20 protein-coding genes are annotated in these 19,519 nt (G+C 72.7%); 12 read left to right on the plus strand and 8 right to left on the minus strand.

Going from position 1 to position 19,519, the window contains the following annotated elements:
• Window positions 1–3 precede the first annotated feature (3 nt).
• Window positions 4–885 carry a formyltetrahydrofolate deformylase gene (purU, locus tag IO33_RS0126410; RefSeq protein ID WP_031169333.1) on the plus strand — a complete coding sequence of 294 codons (882 nt, stop codon included), beginning with the start codon at window positions 4–6 and terminating at the stop codon, window positions 883–885.
• Between the two features lie 71 nt (window positions 886–956).
• Here the strand turns inward: purU and IO33_RS0126415 are convergent, their stop codons facing one another.
• Together IO33_RS0126415 and IO33_RS0126420 are read right to left on the minus strand one after the other, a co-directional pair.
• On the minus strand, window positions 957–2,312 hold the full coding sequence (locus IO33_RS0126415; protein ID WP_425347977.1) for a maleylpyruvate isomerase mycothiol-dependent enzyme family protein: 1,356 nt from the start codon (window positions 2,310–2,312) through the stop codon (window positions 957–959).
• A gap of 62 nt (window positions 2,313–2,374) precedes the next feature.
• Window positions 2,375–2,944, minus strand: coding sequence for a sigma-70 family RNA polymerase sigma factor (locus IO33_RS0126420; protein ID WP_031169338.1), 570 nt, complete (start codon window positions 2,942–2,944; stop codon window positions 2,375–2,377).
• 335 nt (window positions 2,945–3,279) lie between these two features.
• On the opposite strand from IO33_RS0126420, the gene IO33_RS0126425 reads away from it, so the two are divergent.
• Together IO33_RS0126425 and IO33_RS0126430 are read left to right on the plus strand one after the other, a co-directional pair.
• Window positions 3,280–3,660, plus strand: coding sequence for an STAS domain-containing protein (locus IO33_RS0126425; protein ID WP_031169340.1), 381 nt, complete (start codon window positions 3,280–3,282; stop codon window positions 3,658–3,660).
• 196 nt (window positions 3,661–3,856) lie between these two features.
• Complete coding sequence (locus IO33_RS0126430; protein ID WP_031169342.1) at window positions 3,857–4,369, plus strand: EF-hand domain-containing protein; 513 nt, start codon at window positions 3,857–3,859, stop codon at window positions 4,367–4,369.
• Between the two features lie 101 nt (window positions 4,370–4,470).
• Here IO33_RS0126430 and IO33_RS0126435 read toward each other — a convergent pair whose 3' ends face one another.
• Both IO33_RS0126435 and IO33_RS0126440 read right to left on the minus strand, forming a co-directional pair.
• Window positions 4,471–4,893, minus strand: coding sequence for a hypothetical protein (locus IO33_RS0126435; RefSeq protein ID WP_031169344.1), 423 nt, complete (start codon window positions 4,891–4,893; stop codon window positions 4,471–4,473).
• Window positions 4,893–6,395 carry a class I adenylate-forming enzyme family protein gene (locus tag IO33_RS0126440; RefSeq protein ID WP_031169346.1) on the minus strand — a complete coding sequence of 501 codons (1,503 nt, stop codon included), beginning with the start codon at window positions 6,393–6,395 and terminating at the stop codon, window positions 4,893–4,895. The genes IO33_RS0126435 and IO33_RS0126440 overlap by 1 nt, the downstream gene beginning before the upstream one ends.
• 113 nt (window positions 6,396–6,508) lie before the next feature.
• Between IO33_RS0126440 and IO33_RS0126445 the strand changes: the two genes are divergently transcribed.
• The 4 genes from IO33_RS0126445 (at window position 6,509) to IO33_RS0126465 (ending at window position 10,818) form a co-directional block, all read left to right on the plus strand.
• Window positions 6,509–7,702 (plus strand): amidohydrolase family protein, encoded by a 1,194-nt coding sequence (locus IO33_RS0126445; RefSeq protein WP_031169348.1) that lies wholly within the window; start codon window positions 6,509–6,511, stop codon window positions 7,700–7,702.
• The gene (locus IO33_RS0126450) at window positions 7,702–8,835 is read left to right on the plus strand and encodes an acyl-CoA dehydrogenase (protein ID WP_031169350.1); all 1,134 of its coding nucleotides are present in this window, start codon (window positions 7,702–7,704) and stop codon (window positions 8,833–8,835) included. The genes IO33_RS0126445 and IO33_RS0126450 overlap by 1 nt, the downstream gene beginning before the upstream one ends.
• Before the next feature lie 2 nt (window positions 8,836–8,837).
• Window positions 8,838–9,731: an acyl-CoA dehydrogenase family protein gene (locus IO33_RS0126455; RefSeq protein ID WP_031169352.1), complete on the plus strand. Its 894-nt coding sequence runs from the start codon at window positions 8,838–8,840 to the stop codon at window positions 9,729–9,731.
• Window positions 9,732–10,272: 541 nt separating this feature from the next.
• Window positions 10,273–10,818, plus strand: a complete 546-nt coding sequence (locus IO33_RS0126465; protein ID WP_031169354.1) for an ATP-binding protein — start codon at window positions 10,273–10,275, stop codon at window positions 10,816–10,818.
• A 257-nt stretch (window positions 10,819–11,075) separates the two neighbouring features.
• Here the strand turns inward: IO33_RS0126465 and IO33_RS0126470 are convergent, their stop codons facing one another.
• On the minus strand, window positions 11,076–12,002 hold the full coding sequence (locus tag IO33_RS0126470; RefSeq protein ID WP_031169356.1) for a cyclase family protein: 927 nt from the start codon (window positions 12,000–12,002) through the stop codon (window positions 11,076–11,078).
• 86 nt (window positions 12,003–12,088) lie between these two features.
• On the opposite strand from IO33_RS0126470, the gene IO33_RS0126475 reads away from it, so the two are divergent.
• The 3 genes from IO33_RS0126475 (at window position 12,089) to IO33_RS0126485 (ending at window position 15,297) form a co-directional block, all read left to right on the plus strand.
• Window positions 12,089–13,003 carry an SDR family NAD(P)-dependent oxidoreductase gene (locus IO33_RS0126475; RefSeq protein WP_031169358.1) on the plus strand — a complete coding sequence of 305 codons (915 nt, stop codon included), beginning with the start codon at window positions 12,089–12,091 and terminating at the stop codon, window positions 13,001–13,003.
• A gap of 96 nt (window positions 13,004–13,099) precedes the next feature.
• A complete protein-coding gene (locus IO33_RS0126480; RefSeq protein WP_031169360.1) occupies window positions 13,100–14,248 on the plus strand; it encodes an acyl-CoA dehydrogenase family protein in 1,149 nt (382 codons plus the stop codon).
• The gene (locus tag IO33_RS0126485; protein ID WP_031169363.1) at window positions 14,248–15,297 is read left to right on the plus strand and encodes a Zn-dependent alcohol dehydrogenase; all 1,050 of its coding nucleotides are present in this window, start codon (window positions 14,248–14,250) and stop codon (window positions 15,295–15,297) included. The genes IO33_RS0126480 and IO33_RS0126485 overlap by 1 nt, the downstream gene beginning before the upstream one ends.
• Here the strand turns inward: IO33_RS0126485 and IO33_RS0126490 are convergent.
• A complete protein-coding gene (locus IO33_RS0126490) occupies window positions 15,219–16,283 on the minus strand; it encodes a GlxA family transcriptional regulator (protein WP_031169365.1) in 1,065 nt (354 codons plus the stop codon). The genes IO33_RS0126485 and IO33_RS0126490 overlap by 79 nt on opposite strands.
• Before the next feature lie 71 nt (window positions 16,284–16,354).
• On the opposite strand from IO33_RS0126490, the gene IO33_RS0126495 reads away from it, so the two are divergent.
• A complete protein-coding gene (locus IO33_RS0126495) occupies window positions 16,355–17,659 on the plus strand; it encodes an MFS transporter (RefSeq protein ID WP_078963902.1) in 1,305 nt (434 codons plus the stop codon).
• Between the two features lie 17 nt (window positions 17,660–17,676).
• On the opposite strand, the gene IO33_RS0126500 is transcribed toward IO33_RS0126495, so the two are convergent.
• Complete coding sequence (locus IO33_RS0126500) at window positions 17,677–17,949, minus strand: hypothetical protein (RefSeq protein WP_157857906.1); 273 nt, start codon at window positions 17,947–17,949, stop codon at window positions 17,677–17,679.
• Window positions 17,950–18,025: 76 nt separating this feature from the next.
• A complete protein-coding gene (locus IO33_RS0126505) occupies window positions 18,026–18,649 on the minus strand; it encodes a flavin reductase family protein (RefSeq protein WP_051926992.1) in 624 nt (207 codons plus the stop codon).
• An 83-nt stretch (window positions 18,650–18,732) separates the two neighbouring features.
• Between IO33_RS0126505 and IO33_RS0126510 the strand changes: the two genes are divergently transcribed.
• The gene (locus IO33_RS0126510; protein WP_051926976.1) at window positions 18,733–19,518 is read left to right on the plus strand and encodes a hypothetical protein; all 786 of its coding nucleotides are present in this window, start codon (window positions 18,733–18,735) and stop codon (window positions 19,516–19,518) included.
• The last annotated feature ends 1 nt before the right edge of the window (window position 19,519 follow it).

Consider the following 19,519-nt stretch of genomic DNA (forward strand, 5'->3'; position numbering starts at 1 on the left):
GGCATGAACGAGCAGCCTGCGCCCGCCGCCGCACCGGCCGACCAGTACGTCCTCACCCTTTCCTGCCCGGACAAGCAGGGCATCGTGCACGCCGTGTCGAGCTACCTGTTCATGACCGGCTGCAACATCGAGGACAGCCAGCAGTTCGGCGACCACGACACGGGTCTGTTCTTCATGCGGGTCCACTTCACGGCCGACGCGCCGCTGACGGTGGAAAAGCTGCGGGCGAGCTTCGCGGCGATCGGCGACTCCTTCCACATGGACTGGCAGATCAACCGGGCCGACGCGAAGATGCCCATCGTGCTGATGGTCAGCAAGTTCGGGCACTGCCTGAACGACCTGCTGTTCCGGGCCCGGATCGGTGCGCTGCCGGTGGACATCGTCGGCGTGGTCTCCAACCACACCGATTTCGAAGAGCTAGTGGGCTCTTACAACATCCCCTTCCACCACATTCCGGTCACCAAGGAGTCGAAGGCGGAGGCCGAGGGGAAGCTGCTGGAGATCGTCCGCGAGCAGGGCGTCGAACTGGTCGTCCTCGCCCGCTACATGCAGGTCCTCTCGGACGACCTGTGCAAGCAGCTCAGCGGCCGGATCATCAACATCCACCACTCCTTCCTGCCGAGCTTCAAGGGCGCGAAGCCGTACCACCAGGCCCACGCCAGGGGCGTCAAGCTCATCGGGGCGACCGCGCACTACGTGACCGCCGACCTCGACGAGGGGCCGATCATCGAGCAGGAGGTCGAGCGGGTGGGCCATGAGGTCACGCCGGACCAGCTGGTCGCGATCGGACGGGACGTGGAGTGCCAGGCGCTGGCGCGGGCCGTCAAGTGGCACGCGGAGCGCAGGATCCTGCTCAACGGACGCCGTACGGTCGTGTTCGCCTAGCGGCCCGGCGGCCGCGGGTGTGCGGCCACGTACGACTCACCCGCGGCCACCCGTGAAACGGCGACCAGCCCCTACATCCGGCTCAGGCTCGCCACGGCGAACAGCACGTCCCTGATCGCCTCCCGGTCGCCTGCCTGCCCCGCTGCCGCCTCCGAGGGAGACACATGACCCGCGGCCAGCTGACAGAACTCCGAGCCGTCCAGCGCGACATGGGCCACCTCGAAGTCGGCGGAGCCCCGTGCCGCCGGTGAGTCCAGGGGGATCAGCCACTCGCCTCCGCCCGAGCCCTCGATCTCCAGGCGCAGGCTGCGGCCGGGCTCGCCGGCGAGGCCGAGGTGCCGTCCCCGGCCGGGCGCGGCCAGCCCTCTTCGCCGGCGGTCCGCCAGCACGGAGGGCAGCATGCGGGCCGCGAGGTCGATCATCCGGTTCATGTGACGCGGCGCGGGCGGCTGGTAGGGGTAGTCCACCGCCTCCGCGATGTCCTCGGCGTGCACCCAGCACTCGAAGGCCCGGTCCAGCATCGCGTCGTGCAGCGGCAGATCGAAGTCGCCGTACGACACGGCGAGTCCGCCCGCGTGGCCGCCGGTGAAGGACGTCGTCCGCACCAGGCTGTGGCTCTGCTCCCGCCAGGGGCCCCGCACCGAGCGGGTCGGCGGGAAGCGGGACGTCCGCCAGTACGCCTCGGTGCGTCCGGCCGGGCCCGCGGCGTGCTGCTCCGCCTTACCGGTGACCTCGGCCAGCGGGTCCTCCAGGCCGAGCGCGACGGCGATCAGGCCGTCCACGGACAGCAGGTGCGCGATCACCCCGGCCACGGTCGTACGCCGGTTCCGCGCCGTGTCGGCCGCGAACCACCGCAGCCGCACCGGCGCATGCCACTCCGCGTCCCCGAAGTCCTGCAGCAGGGCGTCCAGACGGGCGGTCTCGGCGTCGTACGGCGCCGCCCACCCCGGCACGGGGATGCGCGGCGGCCGGCGCTCCAGGCAGCTCTCCAGGACGCGGGCCCGCAGGCCGGGGTCCAGGTCGAGGCTCTCGTGCTGGTGCAGCAGGCCGACCGCCTCGCGCAGCCGGCGGGCCTCGTCGGCGCAACCGCCGCACGAGCCGAGGTGATCCTCGACGGCCTCGGTCTCCGCCGCCGAGCAGGCGGCCAGCGCCCAGGCGCCGAGGAGTGATTTCAGCACGTCGTGCGGCAGGTCGAGCGGCACGGGGGCGAGACCGGCGAGGTCGGGCAGCGCAAGCCCGTCGTCCTCGACGGAGGCGCGGGGCGTCGGTATGCGCGGCGGCATGTCCGGCCCGGGGGTGTCGGCGCCGGGCGGCGTGTGCCCCGTGCCGTCGCCGGCGCTCCCGCCGCCGGGGTGGCCCTCGCCTCGCCGGGCACCGGAGGCGCCGTGCCCCTCGGGGCCCCGCCGCGGGGATCCCTCGCGCCCCACTCCTCCTCCGTTCCCCTCATCTCCCTCGGGCCCGTCGGACGCCTCGAACCGTCCCGCCCCGCTCACACCGCACCTCCGTGTCCCGGTGGTGTCCCGGCGTCGTGGGCGGTGGAGAGCAGCTGCAGCCCGAGGCGGAGCCGGCGGCGGGCCTCGTCCTCGGTGACGCCGAGGTCGACGGCGGTCTGGCGGTAGTCGCGGCGCTGGAAGTAGGCCAGGTCGAGGGCGCGCCGCAGCGGGGCGGGCATGGAGTGGACGATGTAGTCGGCGCGGGCGGCGACCGAGGCGCGGCGCACCTTGCGCTCCAGGTCCGCCAGGGAGCCGCCGCCCTCCGGCAGCGCCGCGGTCTCGCTGTCGCGCAGCCGCTGCACGGCGAGCCGGTGGGTCACCCCGGCGACCCAGGTGCGCAGCGGGCCCTTCCCGGGGTCGTAGGTCTCGGGGTGTTCCCAGAGGTGCGTGAAGACCTCGCGGGTGAGGGTGTCGGCGGCCTTCTCGTCGCCGAGGACGCGGTGGGCGAGGCCGTGCACGAGCGAGGCGAACCGGTCGTACATCTCGCCCAGGGCGGCGGCCTCACCGCGGGCGAGCCGCTGCTGCATCTTGCGGTCCCCGCGGGGCGGTACGTCCTTCGTGGCCATGCGGTCCCCTCCCCTCACCCTTGTCCGGCCCGTCCAGCGTGTCTGCACCGTGTTCTCGAATGTAGTCGGCACCTCTGACGGTGCACGCCCCTTTGTGTCAATGTGCGCCCCCCGAAGCGCCGCTGGTGATAGTGCCCTCTTCACATAAGCTTCACACGGGGCGTGAGTTTCTCTGATCAAACGGGATCGATAGTGACCGAAACAAGCCCTCTGTTGATCACGGCTGGTTTGCTGCTCGACGTTTCAGGGAACGGCCGCTGGGCAGCCGCTGCGGAAGCAAGCGAAGGAACTGCTTCCGTTTCCGGGCGGTTCCGGGATCCGGCGAGCGGAGGGGCATGGCCGTGGCATTCAACGTGACCGGCGTCGAACAGGGCGAGTGGGCCGTGCTCCGGGTGTCCGGGGAACTGGACCTGATGACGTCGCCGGTTCTGCGGCAACGTGTGCACGACGTCGTCGCCGAGGGGCACCACAGTCTCGTCGTGGACCTCTCCGACGTGTTCTTCTGCGATTCCAGCGGGGTCGGCGTCCTCATCGCCGCCCGCCGGCTCATCCGCTCCTGTCAGGGCCGGCTGCGGCTCATCCTGCCCGACCGGGGCGCCGACGACGGCTCGCACGTCAACCGGGTGCTCGGCGCGCTCGGCGTCCGCCGTCTGTTCGACGTCCACCCCGATCTGGGGTCGGCGACGAGCGACGAGGCGGACCCGCTCTCCGCGTGACGGCCGCCGGAGTCTTCGCGACAAGGCCACACTGTTGTCGCAGAATTCCCCCGGTCTTGGCACAACCGCCGGATTCCCGCCGTCCGGCGGCCGTCCGCGTCATACGCTCGCTCCTGCCAGGCCGGTCACGCACCCGCCCGACGCACCACCCTTGGACGTACTCGTACGACGCACACGTAAGGCGGTCCGAACAGACATGGTCAGCACCGAGTACGAGCGCAGGATCGCCGCCCGGTTCGCCACCTTCGACCAGGACGGCAACGGCTGGATCGACCGTGCGGACTTCAACGCGGCGGCCAAGGCGCTCCTCGCCGAGTTCACGGTGACCGCCCGCTCCGACAAGGGGCAGGCGCTGTACGCCGGTGCGGAGGCGTTCTGGCAGGGCATGGCCGGGATCGCGGACCGGGACGGCGACCAGCGCATCACCCGCGAGGAGTTCGTCACCGGCGCGGTCAAGCGCCTGCGCGACAACCCCGAACGCTTCGCCGAGATCGCCCGCCCGTTCCTGCACGCCGCCCTCGCGGTGGCGGACCCGGACGCCGACGGCCGGCTCACGGTCGCCGACACCGCGCGTGTCCTGCGCGTCCTGCACGTCCCCGCGGACATCGCCGAGGCCACCGCCGCGGCCCTCGACTCCGACGCCGACGGCACCATCACCGAACCGGACGTCATCCCGGCCTTCGCCCGCTACTTCACGGTCGCGGAGTAGCGACCCCCGCCGGGACGCCGACAGGGCGGGCCCCCAGGGGTGCCCGACCTGCAGGGAAGCCCCCCGGGGGGCGGTGCGGTCCTCGCGGACCGCGTTCCCCCTCAGTACCAGTTCGTGCACGCGCGGAGCTTGCCGCCCTTGAGGTCCGCACAGGCCCTGGCCCGGTATCCGGGCCCGTCGTGGGCCGCCCCGTCCCACCCCATCGACACGGCGCCTTCGCCCAGCGAGGTCTTGCGGCCCAGCGTCTGCGTGTGCCCGGCATGCTGCCGCTCGACCCACACATGCCCGCCCTTGCCGACCCAGGCCGCGCCGAACACCCAGTCGTGGCCGTGCTTCTTCTGCGCGTGGAGATCGACCGTCACCCGCCGGCCGTCGACCTGCTTCCCGCGCACGGCCATGAGACACGCGTGGTCGTCCGGCAGTTGGTAGCTGCCGCACGCGGGCCGGTGCACGGGGTCCGACGAGGCGGACGCCGCCGTGGCGCCGGGCAGGACGACGGCGCCCGCGAGCGCCGCACCGAGCATCAGGGTCTCGAAAAGCGTTCCCGCAGCTGGTACTTCAGCACCTTGCGCAGGGTGTCGTTACGGGGCAGCGCCCGTACCACCTCCAGCCGCTCCGGGAGCTTGTGCACGGACAGGCCCGCCTCGCGCAGGTACGCGACGACCGCCGGCAGGGTCAGCCGGCCGGCTCCCGGCGGCTGTTCCACCACCGCGCAGACCAGCTCGCCCCGTTCGGTGTCCGGCAGGCCGATCACGGCCGCGTCCGCGACCGCGGGATGCGCGGCGAGCAGGTCCTCGATCTCCTTGGCCGAGATGTTCTCGCCCTTGCGGATGATCACGTCCTTCAGGCGGCCGGTGAGCACCAGATGGCCGGACTCCGTCAGCCGGCCCAGGTCGCCGGTGCGCAGGAAGCCGTCGGCGTCGAAGGCGGCGGCCGTCTGCGCGGGGTCCAGATAGCCCTGGCAGACGGCTTCGCCGCGCAGCCGTATCTCACCGTCCACGATCCGGATCTCCATGCCGGCCGGCGGGCGGCCCTCGGTGGTGGCCAGGTGCTCCGGGGTGTCCCGCGGGTCGCCCATGGTGATCATCGGGACCTCGGTCATGCCGTAGCCGTGGGTGAGCTGGACGCCCATCTCGCGGACCACCGCATGGTAGACCTCCGGCGGCTTGGGCGCGCCGCCGCCCGCGAGCAGGCGCAGGGACGGGATCACCTTCTCCTCGGGCCGTCTGCGCTGCTCGGCCAGGAACATGGAGTAGAAGGCCGTGGAGCCGCCGGCCACCGTCACCTTGTGCCGCCGGTACTCCGGGAGCGCGTCCGGCAGCGCGAAGTGCTCGAACATCACCGCCGGGAAGCCGTACAGCAGCAGCATCACCGTGTAGTCGGGGCCGGCTATGTGGGCGTAGGGGAAGGCCATCGAGCCGACGTCGTCCGGGGTCAGGCGCAGGGCGTGGGCGAGGCAGGAGCCGCCGGCGATCAGGGAGCGGTCGGTGTGCAGCACGCCCTTGGGGTCGGAGGTGGTGCCCGAGGTCCAGTAGATCCAGCGGACGGAGGTGCCCTCGGCGGGCGGGGCGGGCAGCACGGACGGGTCGCCGTCGGGAAGGGTGTCGTACGCCTCGAACACGCCCTTCGCGCCCAGCCGGCGGGCCATCTCCGTGTGGTCGTGGCCCCGCCACACGCCCGGGACCGCGAAGAACTCCGCCTTCGACTCCCTGAGCGCGAAGCCGACCTCCCGGTCCCGGTGGAAGGGGATCACCGGGGACTGCACGGCGCCCAGGCGGGCCAGCGCGAAGGACAGCAGGGCGGTCTCGATACGGGTGGGCAGCTGCCAGGCGACCACCGTGCCGGGACGCACGCCCATGCCGTACAGGCCGGCCGCCACCCGCTCGGCCCGTGTGCGCAGCTCGCCGAAGGTGAGGGTGCGGTCCTGCTGGAGCAGCACCGGGCGGTCGGGGGTGCGGCCGGCGCGGCGGACGACCAGGTCCCACAGCGTGCGGGCGGAGCCCAGGGAGTGCGGGGTCTCGTTCACGGATGCCCCTGACTGTCTTGGCTGACGAACCGTCAGGTGTCATGCTATCTGACGGGTCATCAGATAAGTACCCGTCCGGGTGCTGTCCGACGGAGGGGAACGCGAGGGGAACCATGACCGAACTGCCCCGCATCATCAGCGTCGACGACCATGTGATCGAGCCCGCCCACCTCTTCGAGACCTGGCTGCCGGCCAGGTACCGGGACCGGGGGCCCAAACCGCTGACCGCCGGCATCGGGGAGCTCGCCTACGTCGGCGGCAAATACCAGATCACCATGGACCCGGAGGGCCAGCCGACGGACTGGTGGATCTACGAGGACCTGAAGTTCCCGTACAAGCGCAACATCGCCGCCGTCGGCTTCGACCGGGACGAGATGACGCTGGAGGGGATCACGAGGGAGCAGATGCGCCCGGGGTGCTGGGACCCCGCCGAGCGTCTGAAGGACATGGACCTCAACCACGTCGAGGCCAGCCTCTGCTTCCCGACCTTCCCCCGCTTCTGCGGGCAGACCTTCGCCGAGGCGCACGACAAGGAGGTCGCCCTCGCCTGCGTACGCGCCTACAACGACTGGATGGTGGAGGAGTGGTGCGGGGACAGCGGCGGCCGGCTGATCCCGCTGTGCCTGATCCCGCTGTGGGACGTGCGGCTGGCGGTCGCCGAGATCCGGCGCAACGCCGCGCGCGGGGTGCGGGCGGTGACCTTCTCCGAGATCCCCACCCACCTCGGGCTGCCGTCCATCCACTCCGGCTACTGGGACCCCTTCTTCGCCGCCTGCCAGGAGACCGGCACGGTCGTCAACATGCACATCGGCAGCAGCTCCCAGATGCCCGCCGCCTCCCCGGACGCCCCGCCCGCCGTCCAGGCCTCGCTCAGCTTCAACAACGCGATGGCCTCGATGACGGACTACCTCTTCAGCGGGGTCCTGGTGAGGTTCCCCCGGCTCAAACTCGCCTACTCGGAAGGCCAGATGGGCTGGATCCCGTACGCCCTGGAGCGCGCCGACGACGTGTGGGAGGAACACCGCGCCTGGGGCGGTGTGCGCGACCTGATCCCGGAGCCGCCGTCGACGTACTACTACCGGCAGATCTTCTGCTGCTTCTTCCGCGACAAGCACGGTGTCGCCTCGCTCGACGTCGTCGGCCGCGACAACGCCACCTTCGAGACCGACTACCCGCACGTCGACTCGACCTTCCCGCACACCAAGGAGGTCGCCCTCGACCATGTGAAGGGCCTCGACGACGAGACGGTCCACAAGCTGATGCGCGGCAACGCCATCCGCATGCTGGACCTGGACCTCGACAGGTGATGGACCTCTCCCACACGCCCGAGGAGGAGGAGTTCCGGGCCCGGCTGCGCGAGTGGCTCACCAAGGTGCTGCCCACCCTGCCGGCCGGTCCGTCCCCCGCCGACTGGCCCGCGCGCAGGGCCTACGACCTGGGCTGGCAGCGGATGCTGTACGACGCCGGGTACGCCGACGTCCACTGGGACGCCTCGCCGACCACCCGGCTGATCTTCCTGGAGGAGACCGAGAAGGCGGGCGCGCCCTATGTGGGGGCGAACTTCGTGGGGCTGCTGCACGCGGGCCCCACCATCGCCGCCGAAGGCACTCCCGGACAGCGGGCGCGCTGGCTGCCGCCGATCCTGCGCGGTGAGGAGGTGTGGTGCCAGGGATTCAGCGAACCGGACGCCGGCTCCGACCTCGCCGCCCTGCGCACGCGCGCGTGGCGCGACGGCGACGACTACGTGGTCAACGGGTCCAAGATCTGGACCTCCCACGCCGAGGTCGCCGACTGGTGCGAACTGCTGGTCCGCACCGACCCCGAGGCGCCCCGGCACAGGGGCATCACCTGGCTCGCGATGCCCATGGACGCGCCGGGCGTCACGGTACGGCCCCTGCGCACGCTCGCCGGGTCGGCGGAGTTCGCCGAGGTGTTCCTGGACGAGGTCCGGGTGCCGGTGGCCCACAGGGTGGGCGCGGAGAACGACGGCTGGCGCGTGACCATGGTGACCCTGTCGTTCGAGCGCGGCACGGCCTTCGTCGGCGAGGTCGTCGCCTGCCGCCGGGTGCTGCGCGAGCTCGCCCGCACGGCTCGGGAGAACGGCCGCTGGGACGATCCCGTGCTGCGGCGCCGGCTCGGACGGCTGGAGGCGGAGTTCCGGGCGCTGTGGCGGCTGACCCAGTGGAACGTGAGCGAGGCGGAGGCGAACGGGGGAGTGCCGGGTGCCGGAGGCTCGGTCTTCAAGCTCCGCTACTCGCACGCCCGCCAGGAGCTGTACGACACCGCGGCCGACGTACTCGGCCCGGACGGCCTCGACCTGGACCGTCCCTGGGTCCTGGACCGCCTGTCCTCCCTCTCGTACACGATCGCCGCCGGCACCTCGCAGATCCAGCGCAACATCGTGGCGGAGCGGATCCTCGGTCTGCCGAAGGGGAGATGAGTGTGCGTTTCCAACTCAGCGAGGAACAACGGGCGTTGCGGGCCGGCGTGCGGGAGGTGCTGGACCGGCGGTTCGGGCGGGAGGCGCTGCGTGCGGCCGTCGACGCGCCGGGGCGGCTCGACCGGGAGCTGTGGCGGGCGCTCGGGGACGCGGGGTTCTTCGCCCTGCGGCTGCCCGAGGCGGAGGGCGGGGTCGGACTGGGCCTGCCGGACGCGGTACTGGCCTTCGAGGAGGCGGGCCGGGCACTCCTGACCGGGCCGCTCGTGGCCACCCACCTGGCGGCCGGCACCGTCCCGGGCGCGTCCACCGGCCAGACGGTCGTGACCGCGGTGGACGGGGAGCTGGTGGAATGGCTGGACGCGGCGGACGTGGTGTGCGGCGACGCGACCGGCTCCACCCCGATCCGTTCCCTGGACCCCCTCACGCCCCTGCACCGCCTCCCGGCCGGCACGGACTCCGGCGCGCCCGACGGCACCGGCACCCGGACTCCCGTGGCCGCCCTCCTCACCGCCGCGGAACAGCTCGGCACGGCCGCGCGCGTGACCGAGCTGGCCGTCCAACACGCCCGCACACGCGAACAGTTCGGCCGCCCCATCGGCGCCTTCCAGGCGGTCAAGCACCTGTGCGCCGACCTCCTGACCCGAACGGAGACCGCTCGCGTCGCCGTGTACGCGGCCGCCCTCACCGCCGACCCGGCGGACGTCGCCGCCGCCCGGCTGCTCGCCGACGAGGCCGCCGTACGCGGTGCCCGCGACTGCCTCCAGGTGCACGGCGGGATGGGGTTCACCTGGGAAGCCGATGTGCATCTGCACCTGAAGCGGGCATGGGTGCGGGCCCACCGTGGCGGCGGGAACACGGAGAGTGAGGAGCTTCTCGCTGCTCAACTGGTGACCTGAAGAGCCGACAGTGCCCTGGGCTGCGACGCGGCAAAAGCCTTGGCCCATGATGTCGCGGAACGTGGCACACCGGTATCACGGAGCGTCGATACCTGGTTGTGTCCAAAGCGCGACTCGTCACGGCCCGGAGTCGGGACCCCTCTCCGGTACCTTGTGTGGGATGCGAGTGGCTGCGAGCACGAGCCGGGCCGGCTACGCCCCTGGGGTGATGCCGGGTCGCGCCGCTGCTCGCGGGGCGGTTGAGGCTTCGGCCGCCGCCTGTTCGACTCCCCGGGACGAGCGTCGCACAGTATGCCTCGCGCGTACTCCTTCGCGCTGGAATATGCCCGAAGCGCTTGTTGGGGTGACTGTACGTCAACCATGCTGTCGCGTAAGGGATTCACGGTCCGTGACCCTTGCTCTGGCCGTTGTTCTGGCCATGCAGAAAATGGCTACGATCGTGGCCCTCGTGATCGTCGCCGCGGCCTCGGCCGTGGCGGCCGGTCGGCGTGGGTTCATGTGTCCGCCGGTTCGGATGGTGTGAGCGGTGCAGGTGCTTCAAGTGCAGCTGGAGATCCGGCCCGACCCCTCGGAGGTGGGACGGGCGCGGAGGTGGGCCCGCTCGCGGCTCGCGGGGCTGGGGATAGCGGCCGACGAGCCACTGGCCGAGACCCTGATCCTGCTCGTGTCCGAGCTGGTGACCAACGCCGTGGTGCACACCGGCCACACGGCCGTCCTGCGGCTCTCCCTGCCCGGCGCGGCGCCCGAGACCACCGATGCGCCACGGGTGACGGACACCGCCGGGGCGACCGGCACCGCCGAGCCGGCCGGCGCCGCCGAGGCGTCCGCGGTGGACACGGTGCGCGTCGAGGTGGCCGACAGCTCCTCCTGCGCTCCCGTGCCGCGCTGCGCCGGCAGTGACGCCACCGGGGGTCGGGGCCTCGCCCTCGTGGACTGCCTGGCCGATCGCTGGGGCTGGAGCCCCGAGGGCGTCGGCAAGAGCATCTGGTGCGAACTGGACCGCTGTTCGAAGCCCGGGAAGAGCGCGGCGATGGCGTACGGGGGCGGACTGTCCGCGTACGGGGGTCTCGCCTTCGAGGCGGTGTAGCACCCGGCGCGGTGTGCGCCGGGGATGCTTCCGTGCGCGGGTGCCGTGAACAGGGCGTACGTAACAAAGCCCCGTACCGGCGTTGACGAGCCGTGGCCATCTGATCACGCTTGTGGGCGACGATTCGCCGCGAGGGGACGGCGAGGGCCTGGGTGACGGCGGCCCTCGCCGAGTGTGGGTCGCACCCGGTGGGCGGCGCGTGCGCGTGACCGTGGGGGGAGGCGCGCCGCCGGCCGGTCCAGTGGTCCGCGGAGCTCTCAGAGGACGGCCACGGGTGCCACGGGGGTCCCCGTCGCACCGACGAACGGCTCGGGCATCGCCGACAGCAGGAACGCGTACCGCCCCTCTTCTCCACAGGCTGTGGACAACTCTTCGAGATTCCAGTTCTGCCCCTGCAGCATCCCCATCTCCACCAGGTCCAGGGCGTGCACGGGCAGCCACAGATTCTCCGTCTCGGGCGGAAATATCTCAAAAGTGAGCGTGTCGTTCGCGACCGCCGCCACATCGCGCGCGTGGAACCACTCCGGTGTACGGATCGACAACCCCGGCGACGGATAGCCGTACCCGTGCCGGTCCCCGGACAGATACACCCGCACCTGCCCGGTGCGGACGAGCACGACGTCTCCGGCCCGCACGCGCACCCCGCCGAACTCCTCCGCCGCCTCCAGGTCCTCCGGTGTGACCGCGTGGGTCCCCGCCAGCCGGTCCACGCCGCGCGCCCGTGCCACATCCAGCAGCACCCCACGCGAGACGATGTGCCGCGCCTTGTCGATCCCGCCGAACTCGGCGCCGCCGTGCGCGGTGACCGTGTGCGCCGGGCGGCCGTTGTAGAGCTTCCCCGAGTGCGAGACATGGGTGAGGGCGTCCCAGTGGGTGCCCGCCTGCAGGCCCATGGTCACCGCGTCGTCGCTGCACGCCACCGTGCCCGGCCCGAACAGCTCCTGGTTGATCTGGACCATGGCGTGCAGCGGGTTGACGCGGCCGGGGATCACGCCCGTCTGCACCCCGTCCGGCCGGAGCGGCAGCGCGAGCGGGACACGGCGGCCGGTGCGGACCCCGGCGGCCGCCCGGCGCACCACCTCGTCCGTGATCAGGTTCAGGGTTCCGATCTCGTCGTCGGCCCCCCAGCGCCCCCAGTTGTTGACGCGCTCGGCGATCTCGTGGAACTCCTCCGGCAGTGCCATCCGGTGCCTCCCCGGGGCTTGTGTCCGCGCAACCGACGCGCCATAAAATCTAACGGTCCGTCAGAAAACACGGGAAGGGGCCGGGCGTGGGGAACTTCTTGGCAGGAAAGGTCGTCGCCGTGACGGGCGCCGGACGTGGCATCGGCCGGGCGGTCGCGCGGGCGGCCGCCGCCGAGGGGGCGAAGGTCGTCGTCAACGACTACGGCGTCTCCGTGGACGGCGCCTCGCCCACGAGCGAGGTCGCCGCGGCCGTCGTCAAGGAGATCGAGGCGGCGGGCGGCGAGGCGGTCGCGGTCGCCGACGACGTCTCCACGATGGCGGGCGGGCAGCGGGTGGTGGACACCGCGCTGTCGGCGTACGGCCGGCTGGACGGGGCCGTGTGCGTCGCCGGGATCCTGCGCGAACGCATGCTGTTCAACATGACCGAGGAGGAGTGGGACCCCGTGGTCGCCACGCACCTCAAGGGCACGTTCACCGTCTTCCGGGCGGCGTCGGCCGTGATGCGGCGCCAGCGCTCGGGCACGCTGATCGGCTTCACCAGCGGCAACCATCAGGGCTCGGTGTCGCAGGCCAACTACAGCGCGGCGAAGGGCGGGATCATCTCGCTCGTGCGCAGCGCGGCGCTCGGTCTGCACAAGTACGGGGTGAGCGCGAACGCGGTGGCGCCGGTGGCCCGTACGCGGATGTCGGCGAACGTCCCCATGGAGCTGGCGGAGATCGGCGAGCCGGAGGACGTGGCCGCGCTGGTGGTGTACCTGCTCTCCGAGGGGGCCGCCGCGCAGGGCGTCACCGGGCAGGTGTACACCGTCGCGGGGCCGAAGATCGCGGTGTGGGCGCAGCCGCGTGAACTCCGTGCGATGTACGGGCAGGGGCGCTGGACGCCGGAGCGGATCGCCGAGCTCCTGCCGGGGTCGGTGGGGGTGGACCCGATGCCGATGCTGTCCCAGCTGCCGGCGATGGAAGAGGCTGCCCGGGACGGCGGGCGGCCGAACGCCCGTTAGCCCGGGGCGCGTTGTCGATGGGCGACTGCGGGTCGTATACGGCTGGCCGCGCAGTTCCCCGCGCCCCTTGCGGGGCGCTCTAGCCGAGGGAGCTTCATGGATTTCGGGTTCGGTCGAGAGGACGAGGAGTTCCGCGCGCAAGCCCGTGCCTGGCTGGCCGCCGGCGCCAGGCCGGGGACGGACCGCCGCACCTGGGAACGCACCCTCGGCGCGGACGGCTGGATCGGGCTCGGCTGGGCGGAGTCGGGGTACGGCAACCGTACGGCGACCCTCACACAGCAGGTCGTCTGGGCCGAGGAGTACGCCCGCTCGGCCGCGCCGCCCCGCTCGGGGCACATCGGCGAGAACCTGCTCGCCCCCACCCTCCTCGCCCACGGCACGGCCGAGCAGAAGTCCCGCTTCCTGCCCCCGGTCGCGGCAGGCGAGGAACTGTGGTGCCAGGGTTACAGCGAACCCGGCGCCGGGTCGGACCTGGCGGCTGTGCGCACGGCGGCGGTGCGGGAGGGGGACCGGTACCGGATCAGCGGGCAGAAGATCTGGACCTCGCTCGCCCGCGAGGCCGACTGGTGCTTCGTGCTGGCCCGTACCGACCCGCAGTCCAGGCGCCACCACGGCCTCGGCTTCCTCCTCGTCCCCATGGACCAGCCCGGCCGCATCGAGATCCGCCCCATCCGGCAGATGACCGGCACCAGCGACTTCAACGAGGTCTTCTTCGACGGGGCGTACGCGCGCGTGGAGCACCTCGTCGGGGGAGAAGGGCAGGGGTGGGAGGTGGCCATGAGCCTGCTCGGCTTCGAGCGGGGGGTCGCCACACTCGCGCAACAGATCGGCTTCGCCGCCGAGTTGGACGCCGTCGTGCGCGCGGCGGTGGAGAGCGGAGCGGTCCGCGACCCCGTCGTACGGGCGCGGCTCGTGCGGCAGTGGGCCGAGCTGCGGACCATGCGCCGGCACGCCCTGCGCACCCTCGGCGGTTCGGCCGGACCCGGCGCCCCCAGCGTGGCCAAGCTGCTGTGGGGCACCTGGCACCAGCGCCTCGGCGAGCTCGCCGTCCAGGTGCGCGGGGCGCGGGCCGCCGTCGGCCCCGCGGACTGGTCGCCCTCGGCGCCGTACGAACTCGGCGCGGACCAACACCTGTTCCTCTTCTCCCGGGCCGACACGATCTACGGCGGCTCGGACCAGGTCCAGCGCACGATCATCGCCGAGCGCGTGCTCGGTCTGCCCAGAGAGCCCAAGGGGGCCGTGTGATGCGTGGTGTGGTGTTCGACGGCAGCCAGGTGCGGGTCGTGGACGATCTGGTGGTGCGCGAGCCGGGCCCCGGTGAGGTGCGGGTGGCCGTCGCGGCGGCGGGACTGTGCCACAGCGATCTGTCCGTGGTGGACGGCACCATCCCCTTCCCGGTACCGGTGGTGCTGGGGCACGAGGGCGCGGGGGTGGTGGAGGCGGTCGGCGCCGGCGTCACCCATGTCGAGCCCGGCGACCATGTGGCGCTGTCCACGCTCGCCAGCTGCGGCACGTGCGCGGACTGCGACCGGGGCCGGCCGACGATGTGCCGGCGGGCGATCGGCCGGCCCGGGAAGCCGTTCACCCGCGGGAGCTCGTCCGTCCACCAGTTCGCCGCCAACTCGGCCTTCGCCGAGCGCACGGTCGTCAAGGCCGTGCAGGCGGTGCGGATCCCCGGGGACATCCCCCTGCGGTCCGCCGCGCTGATCGGGTGCGCGGTGCTCACGGGCGTGGGGGCGGTGCTGAACCGGGCTCGGGTGGACCGCGGGGACAGCGTCGTCGTCATCGGGACGGGCGGCATCGGGCTGAACGTGCTGCAGGGCGCGCGGCTCGCCGGGGCGCTCAGGATCGTCGCCGTGGACGCCGATCCGGCCAAGGAGGAGGCGGCCCGGCTGTTCGGCGCCACCGACTTCCTGACCTCGGCGCGGGGCGTGCGGGACCTGCTGCCCACGGGCGCCGACCACGTCTTCGAGTGCGTCGGCCGGGTGGAGCTGATCCGGCAGGCGATCGACCTCCTTGACCGGCACGGCCAGGCGATCCTGCTGGGGGTGCCCCCGGCGACCGCCGAGGCGTCCTTCGTCGTCTCCTCGCTGTACCTGGACAAGTCCGTCCTCGGCTGCCGCTACGGCTCCGCGCGCCCCCAGCGGGACATCGCCCTGTACGCCGAGCTGTACCGGCAGGGCCGCCTGCTGCTCGACGAGCTGGTGACGGCCGTCTACCCGGTGGAGGACTTCGCCAAGGCCCGCGCGGACGCGGAGGCGGGGCGGGTGGCCCGCGCGGTGCTCACGTTCTGACGCCGTTCCTTGAACGTCCGGCGGTAGGCGGTCGGTGTCACCCCGAGCGCCTGCTGCAGGTGCTGGCGCATCGACTGGGCCGTGCCGAAGCCCGCCTCGCGGGCCACCTGGTCGATGGACAGGTCGGTGGTCTCCAGCAGGTGCCGGGCGCGCTCGACGCGCTGCTGGGTGAGCCACTGGCCGGGGCTGACCCCGGCCTCCTCGCGGAACCGGCGGGTGAAGGTGCGTACCGACATGGCCTCCTGCTCGGCCATGTCCCGCAGCTGGATCGGCTCGTGCAGCCGGTCCAGCGCCCAGGCGCGGGCGGCCGTGGTCGTGGCCCACTGCGGGTCGGGCACCGGGCGTTCGATGTACTGGGCCTGGCCGCCGTCGCGGTGCGGCGGTACGACCGTGCGCCGGGCGACCTCGTTGGCGACCGCCGTACCGAAGTCGCGGCGCACCATGTGCAGACACAGGTCGATCCCGGCGGCCACCCCGGCCGAGGTCAGCACATCGCCGTCGTCGATGAACAGCACGTCCGCGTCCACCGTGATCTTCGGGAACATCCGCTGGAAGCGCTCGGCGTCGGCCCAGTGCGTGGTCGCCGGGCGGCCGTCCAGGTATCCGGCGGCGGCGAGGACGTAGACGCCGGTGCAGATGGAGGCGAGCCGGGTGCCGGGGCGGACGCGGGCGAGCGCGGCGGCCAGCTCGTCGGTGAGCCGCCCCTCCTCGAAGACGGGGCCCAGCTCGTACGACGCCGGGACGATGACCGTGTCGGCCCCGGCGAGCGCCTCCGGGCCGTGGGCCACGTGGATGGCGAAGTCGGCGTCCGTCTCGACCGGGCCGGGCGGCCGTACCGAGCAGGTCACCACCTCGTACAGGGCCCGGCCCCGCTCGTCCTTCGGGCGGCCGAAGATCCGGTGCGGGATGCCCAGCTCGAAGGGAAGCAGGCCGTCGAGGGCGAGGACGACGACCCGGTGCGGACGGAACTCCTCGGAACCACGCATGGCCCGATCCTACCGAATGCTGTCCGCCGGGCCACTCGATGCACGCTCATCGAGGAAGGACGCTCTATGACGTGACTCAGACAAGCCCCGCCGCAGCCCCCGTCCAGGCCCCGCCCGACCGGCGCCGCCGTGTGCACCGCGCCTGGTTCGTCGCCGCCGTCACCTTCGTCACGATCATCGGCGCGGCCGCCTTCCGTTCCCTGCCCGGTCTGCTCATCGACCCGCTGCACCAGGAGTTCGGCTGGTCCCGCGGCACGATCGGCGCGGCCGTCTCCCTCAACCTCGCGCTCTACGGCCTCACCGCGCCCTTCGCCGCCGCGCTGATGGACCGTTTCGGCATCCGCCGGGTGGTCGCCGTCGCGCTGACCGTGATCGCCGTCGGCTCCGGCCTCACCGTGTGGATGACGGCGGCCTGGCAGCTGTGGCTGTGCTGGGGCCTGCTGGTCGGCCTCGGCAGCGGCTCGATGGCCCTGGCCTTCGCCGCCACGGTCACCAACCGCTGGTTCACCGAGCGGCGCGGCCTGGTCAGCGGCATCCTCACCGCCGCGTCCGCCTCCGGCCAGCTGATCTTCCTGCCGGTGCTGTCCTGGCTGACCGAGCACCGCGGCTGGCGCCCGGCCGCCGTGACCGTGGCCCTGGCCGCCCTCGCCGTCGTCCCCTTCGTCTGGATCCTGCTGCGCGACCACCCCGCCGACATCGGCCAGAAGCCGTACGGGGCCCGGGAGTTCGTGCCCAAGCCGGCGCCGGTGACCGGTGCCGCCCGCCGCACGCTGAAGGTCCTCTCGTCCTCCGTCCGCACCGGCACCTTCTGGCTGCTCGCCGGCACCTTCGCGATCTGCGGCGCCTCCACCAACGGCCTGATCCAGACCCACTTCGTGCCCGCCGAGCACGACCACGGCATGCCCGTCACGACGGCGGCCTCGCTGCTCGCGGTCGTCGGCGTGTTCGACGTGGTCGGCACCGTCGCCTCCGGCTGGTTCACCGACCGCTTCGAACCGCGCCGCCTGCTGGCGGTCTACTACGCCCTGCGCGGCATCTCGCTCGTCTTCCTCCCGATGCTGCTGGGCCCGGCGGTCCACCCGCCGATGCTGTTCTTCATCGTCTTCTACGGCCTCGACTGGGTGGCGACCGTCCCGCCGACCCTGGCCCTGTGCCGCGAGCAGTACGGCGAGGACAGTGCCATCGTCTTCGGCTGGGTGCTCGCCTCCCACCAGGTCGGCGCGGCCCTCGTCGCCTACCTCGGCGGCCTCGCCCGGGACGTCTTCGGCTCCTACGACGTCGTCTGGTACGCCTCCGGCACGCTGTGCGCGGCGGCGGCCCTGATGTCCCTGGTGATCCGCCGCCGCCCGGCCGCCCTCGTGCCGGCCGCATCCTGAAGAGAGCTGAGGAACCGTCAGAAGCGGCCCGCGAGCTCACCGGTGAGGCTGGTGAGGAGGCCGTCGTCCTCCTCGTCGTCGTCCGGGCGCGCGGCCTCGCCGTGCGTGTGGCCGCGGGTGAGGTCGCGGGTGAGGTCGCCGTGCGTCCGGCCGTGGGCGGGCTCGGGCCGGGCGCCCGGCCGCGTGACGGCGGACCACTTCGGAACGGACGCGGCCGCGTCCGTCACGCCGATGGCGGCGAGCAGGACGGGGGTGGTGAGCACGACGGCCAGGGCTCTACGGGCAAGCATGACTTTCTCCTCGTTCGGGACGATTTGTCGCCGCCTAGCTACCCCGACGTCCCTTCCGAAAAAACCGCTCATCGAACTAATCGCTCGTACGGCCGGGCGCCTTCCCTCCCTGGCCGAGCCGGGCGAAGCCGCCCCGGTGGAAGAGCAGCGGGTCGGCCGGTACCTCGGCGCCGAGGGCGTTCACCCGGCCCACCACGATGAGGTGGTCGCCCCCGGTGTGCACGGCGTGGACGGTGCAGTCGATCCAGGCGGCGGCACCGGCCAGGCGCGGTGAGCCGGACGCGGGCGCCGGGTCGTACGCCACGCCCGCGAACTTGTCCGCCCCGCTCACCGCGAAGGCCCGGCACAGCTCGTCCTGGCCGGCGCTGAGCACGTTGACGCAGAAGACGCCCGCGCGGGCGATGCGCGGCCAGGTGGTCGACGTACGGCCCACCATGAAGCAGACCAGGGGCGGTTCGAGGGAGAGGGAGGCGAAGGACTGGCAGGCGAAGCCGGCGGGGGATCCCCGGGGATCCTCCGGCGGTGCTGTGATCACGGTCACACCGCTCGCGAAGCTCCCCAGTACCCGCCGGAACTCCCCCGGCTCCACCGGCGCCCGCTCGTCCTCCCGTACGCACCGCAACTCCGGGCGCGGCAACGGCTCCACGGGCCTGCGCCCCAGATACCGGACGGCGGCGGCCGCCGCCCCTGCGTGTCCCATCACGCCGTCCATTGAAGCTGACGGCTCGTCAGATAGGAAGCCTGGTGACGGGGCCCCGTACCGGCACTTCGTAGGGTGCGGCCATGGGGTGGGAGACGACGCGTGAACGGCTCCGGGCGGTCCGGAGCGATCTGGCCGCGGCGATCCCGGTGAACGCGGCGCAACTGCCGGCCGCCGGGTTGCTGTGGTGGATCTGGAACACCAGCCAGGACCGGTACGACAGCGGCTACGACGGTGCCTGGGGGATCTTCTGCCTGCTGGTGTTCGCCCCGCTGCTGCTGCCGGTCCTCGGCCTGCTGCTCTCCGTCGTGCTGACGCTGCCCGCCGTCGTGCTCGCCCGGCCCATGACGCGGCGGTCCGGCGGGCCGGAGTGGGCCTGCCGCACGGTCGCGGCGGCGGTCGTGGCCGTCGGCTGGGGCGCGGTGGCGACGGTGCTGTGGCACCGGCCGTTCGTCACCACGGCCTCGGTCTTCACCGCCCTCGGCCTGCTGCCCGCCCTCGGCATCGCCTACGTCCGCACGCGCTCCTGGTCGGGGTGGGGCCTGTGGTGGCGCTCCGCACTCGCCTGCGCCGTCCTCTTCGCCCTGGCCCTCGGCGGCGGGCTCGCGGCCTCCCTGAGCGGCCCGGTCCCCCCGTACGAGCCGCCCAGACCGACCGGCGCCCAGCTCACCGGAACCTGGCGCGGCGACGACGGCACCGGGCTGCGCCTGGAGCGTGCGGGCCGGGCCGAGGCCCGCGAACTCCCCGTCGAACCCACCGACCGAGACCCGGCGACCGGTGGCCACAGGGACTACGTCGTCTGCGCGGGCTCCGGCATCTGGAAGCCGGACGCGGGCGCGCTGCGTACCCTCGACCGCGCCGACGGCTGAC

Source organism: Streptomyces durhamensis, assembly GCF_000725475.1.
In the GTDB taxonomy this organism is placed as follows: Bacteria; Actinomycetota; Actinomycetes; order Streptomycetales; family Streptomycetaceae; genus Streptomyces; species Streptomyces filipinensis.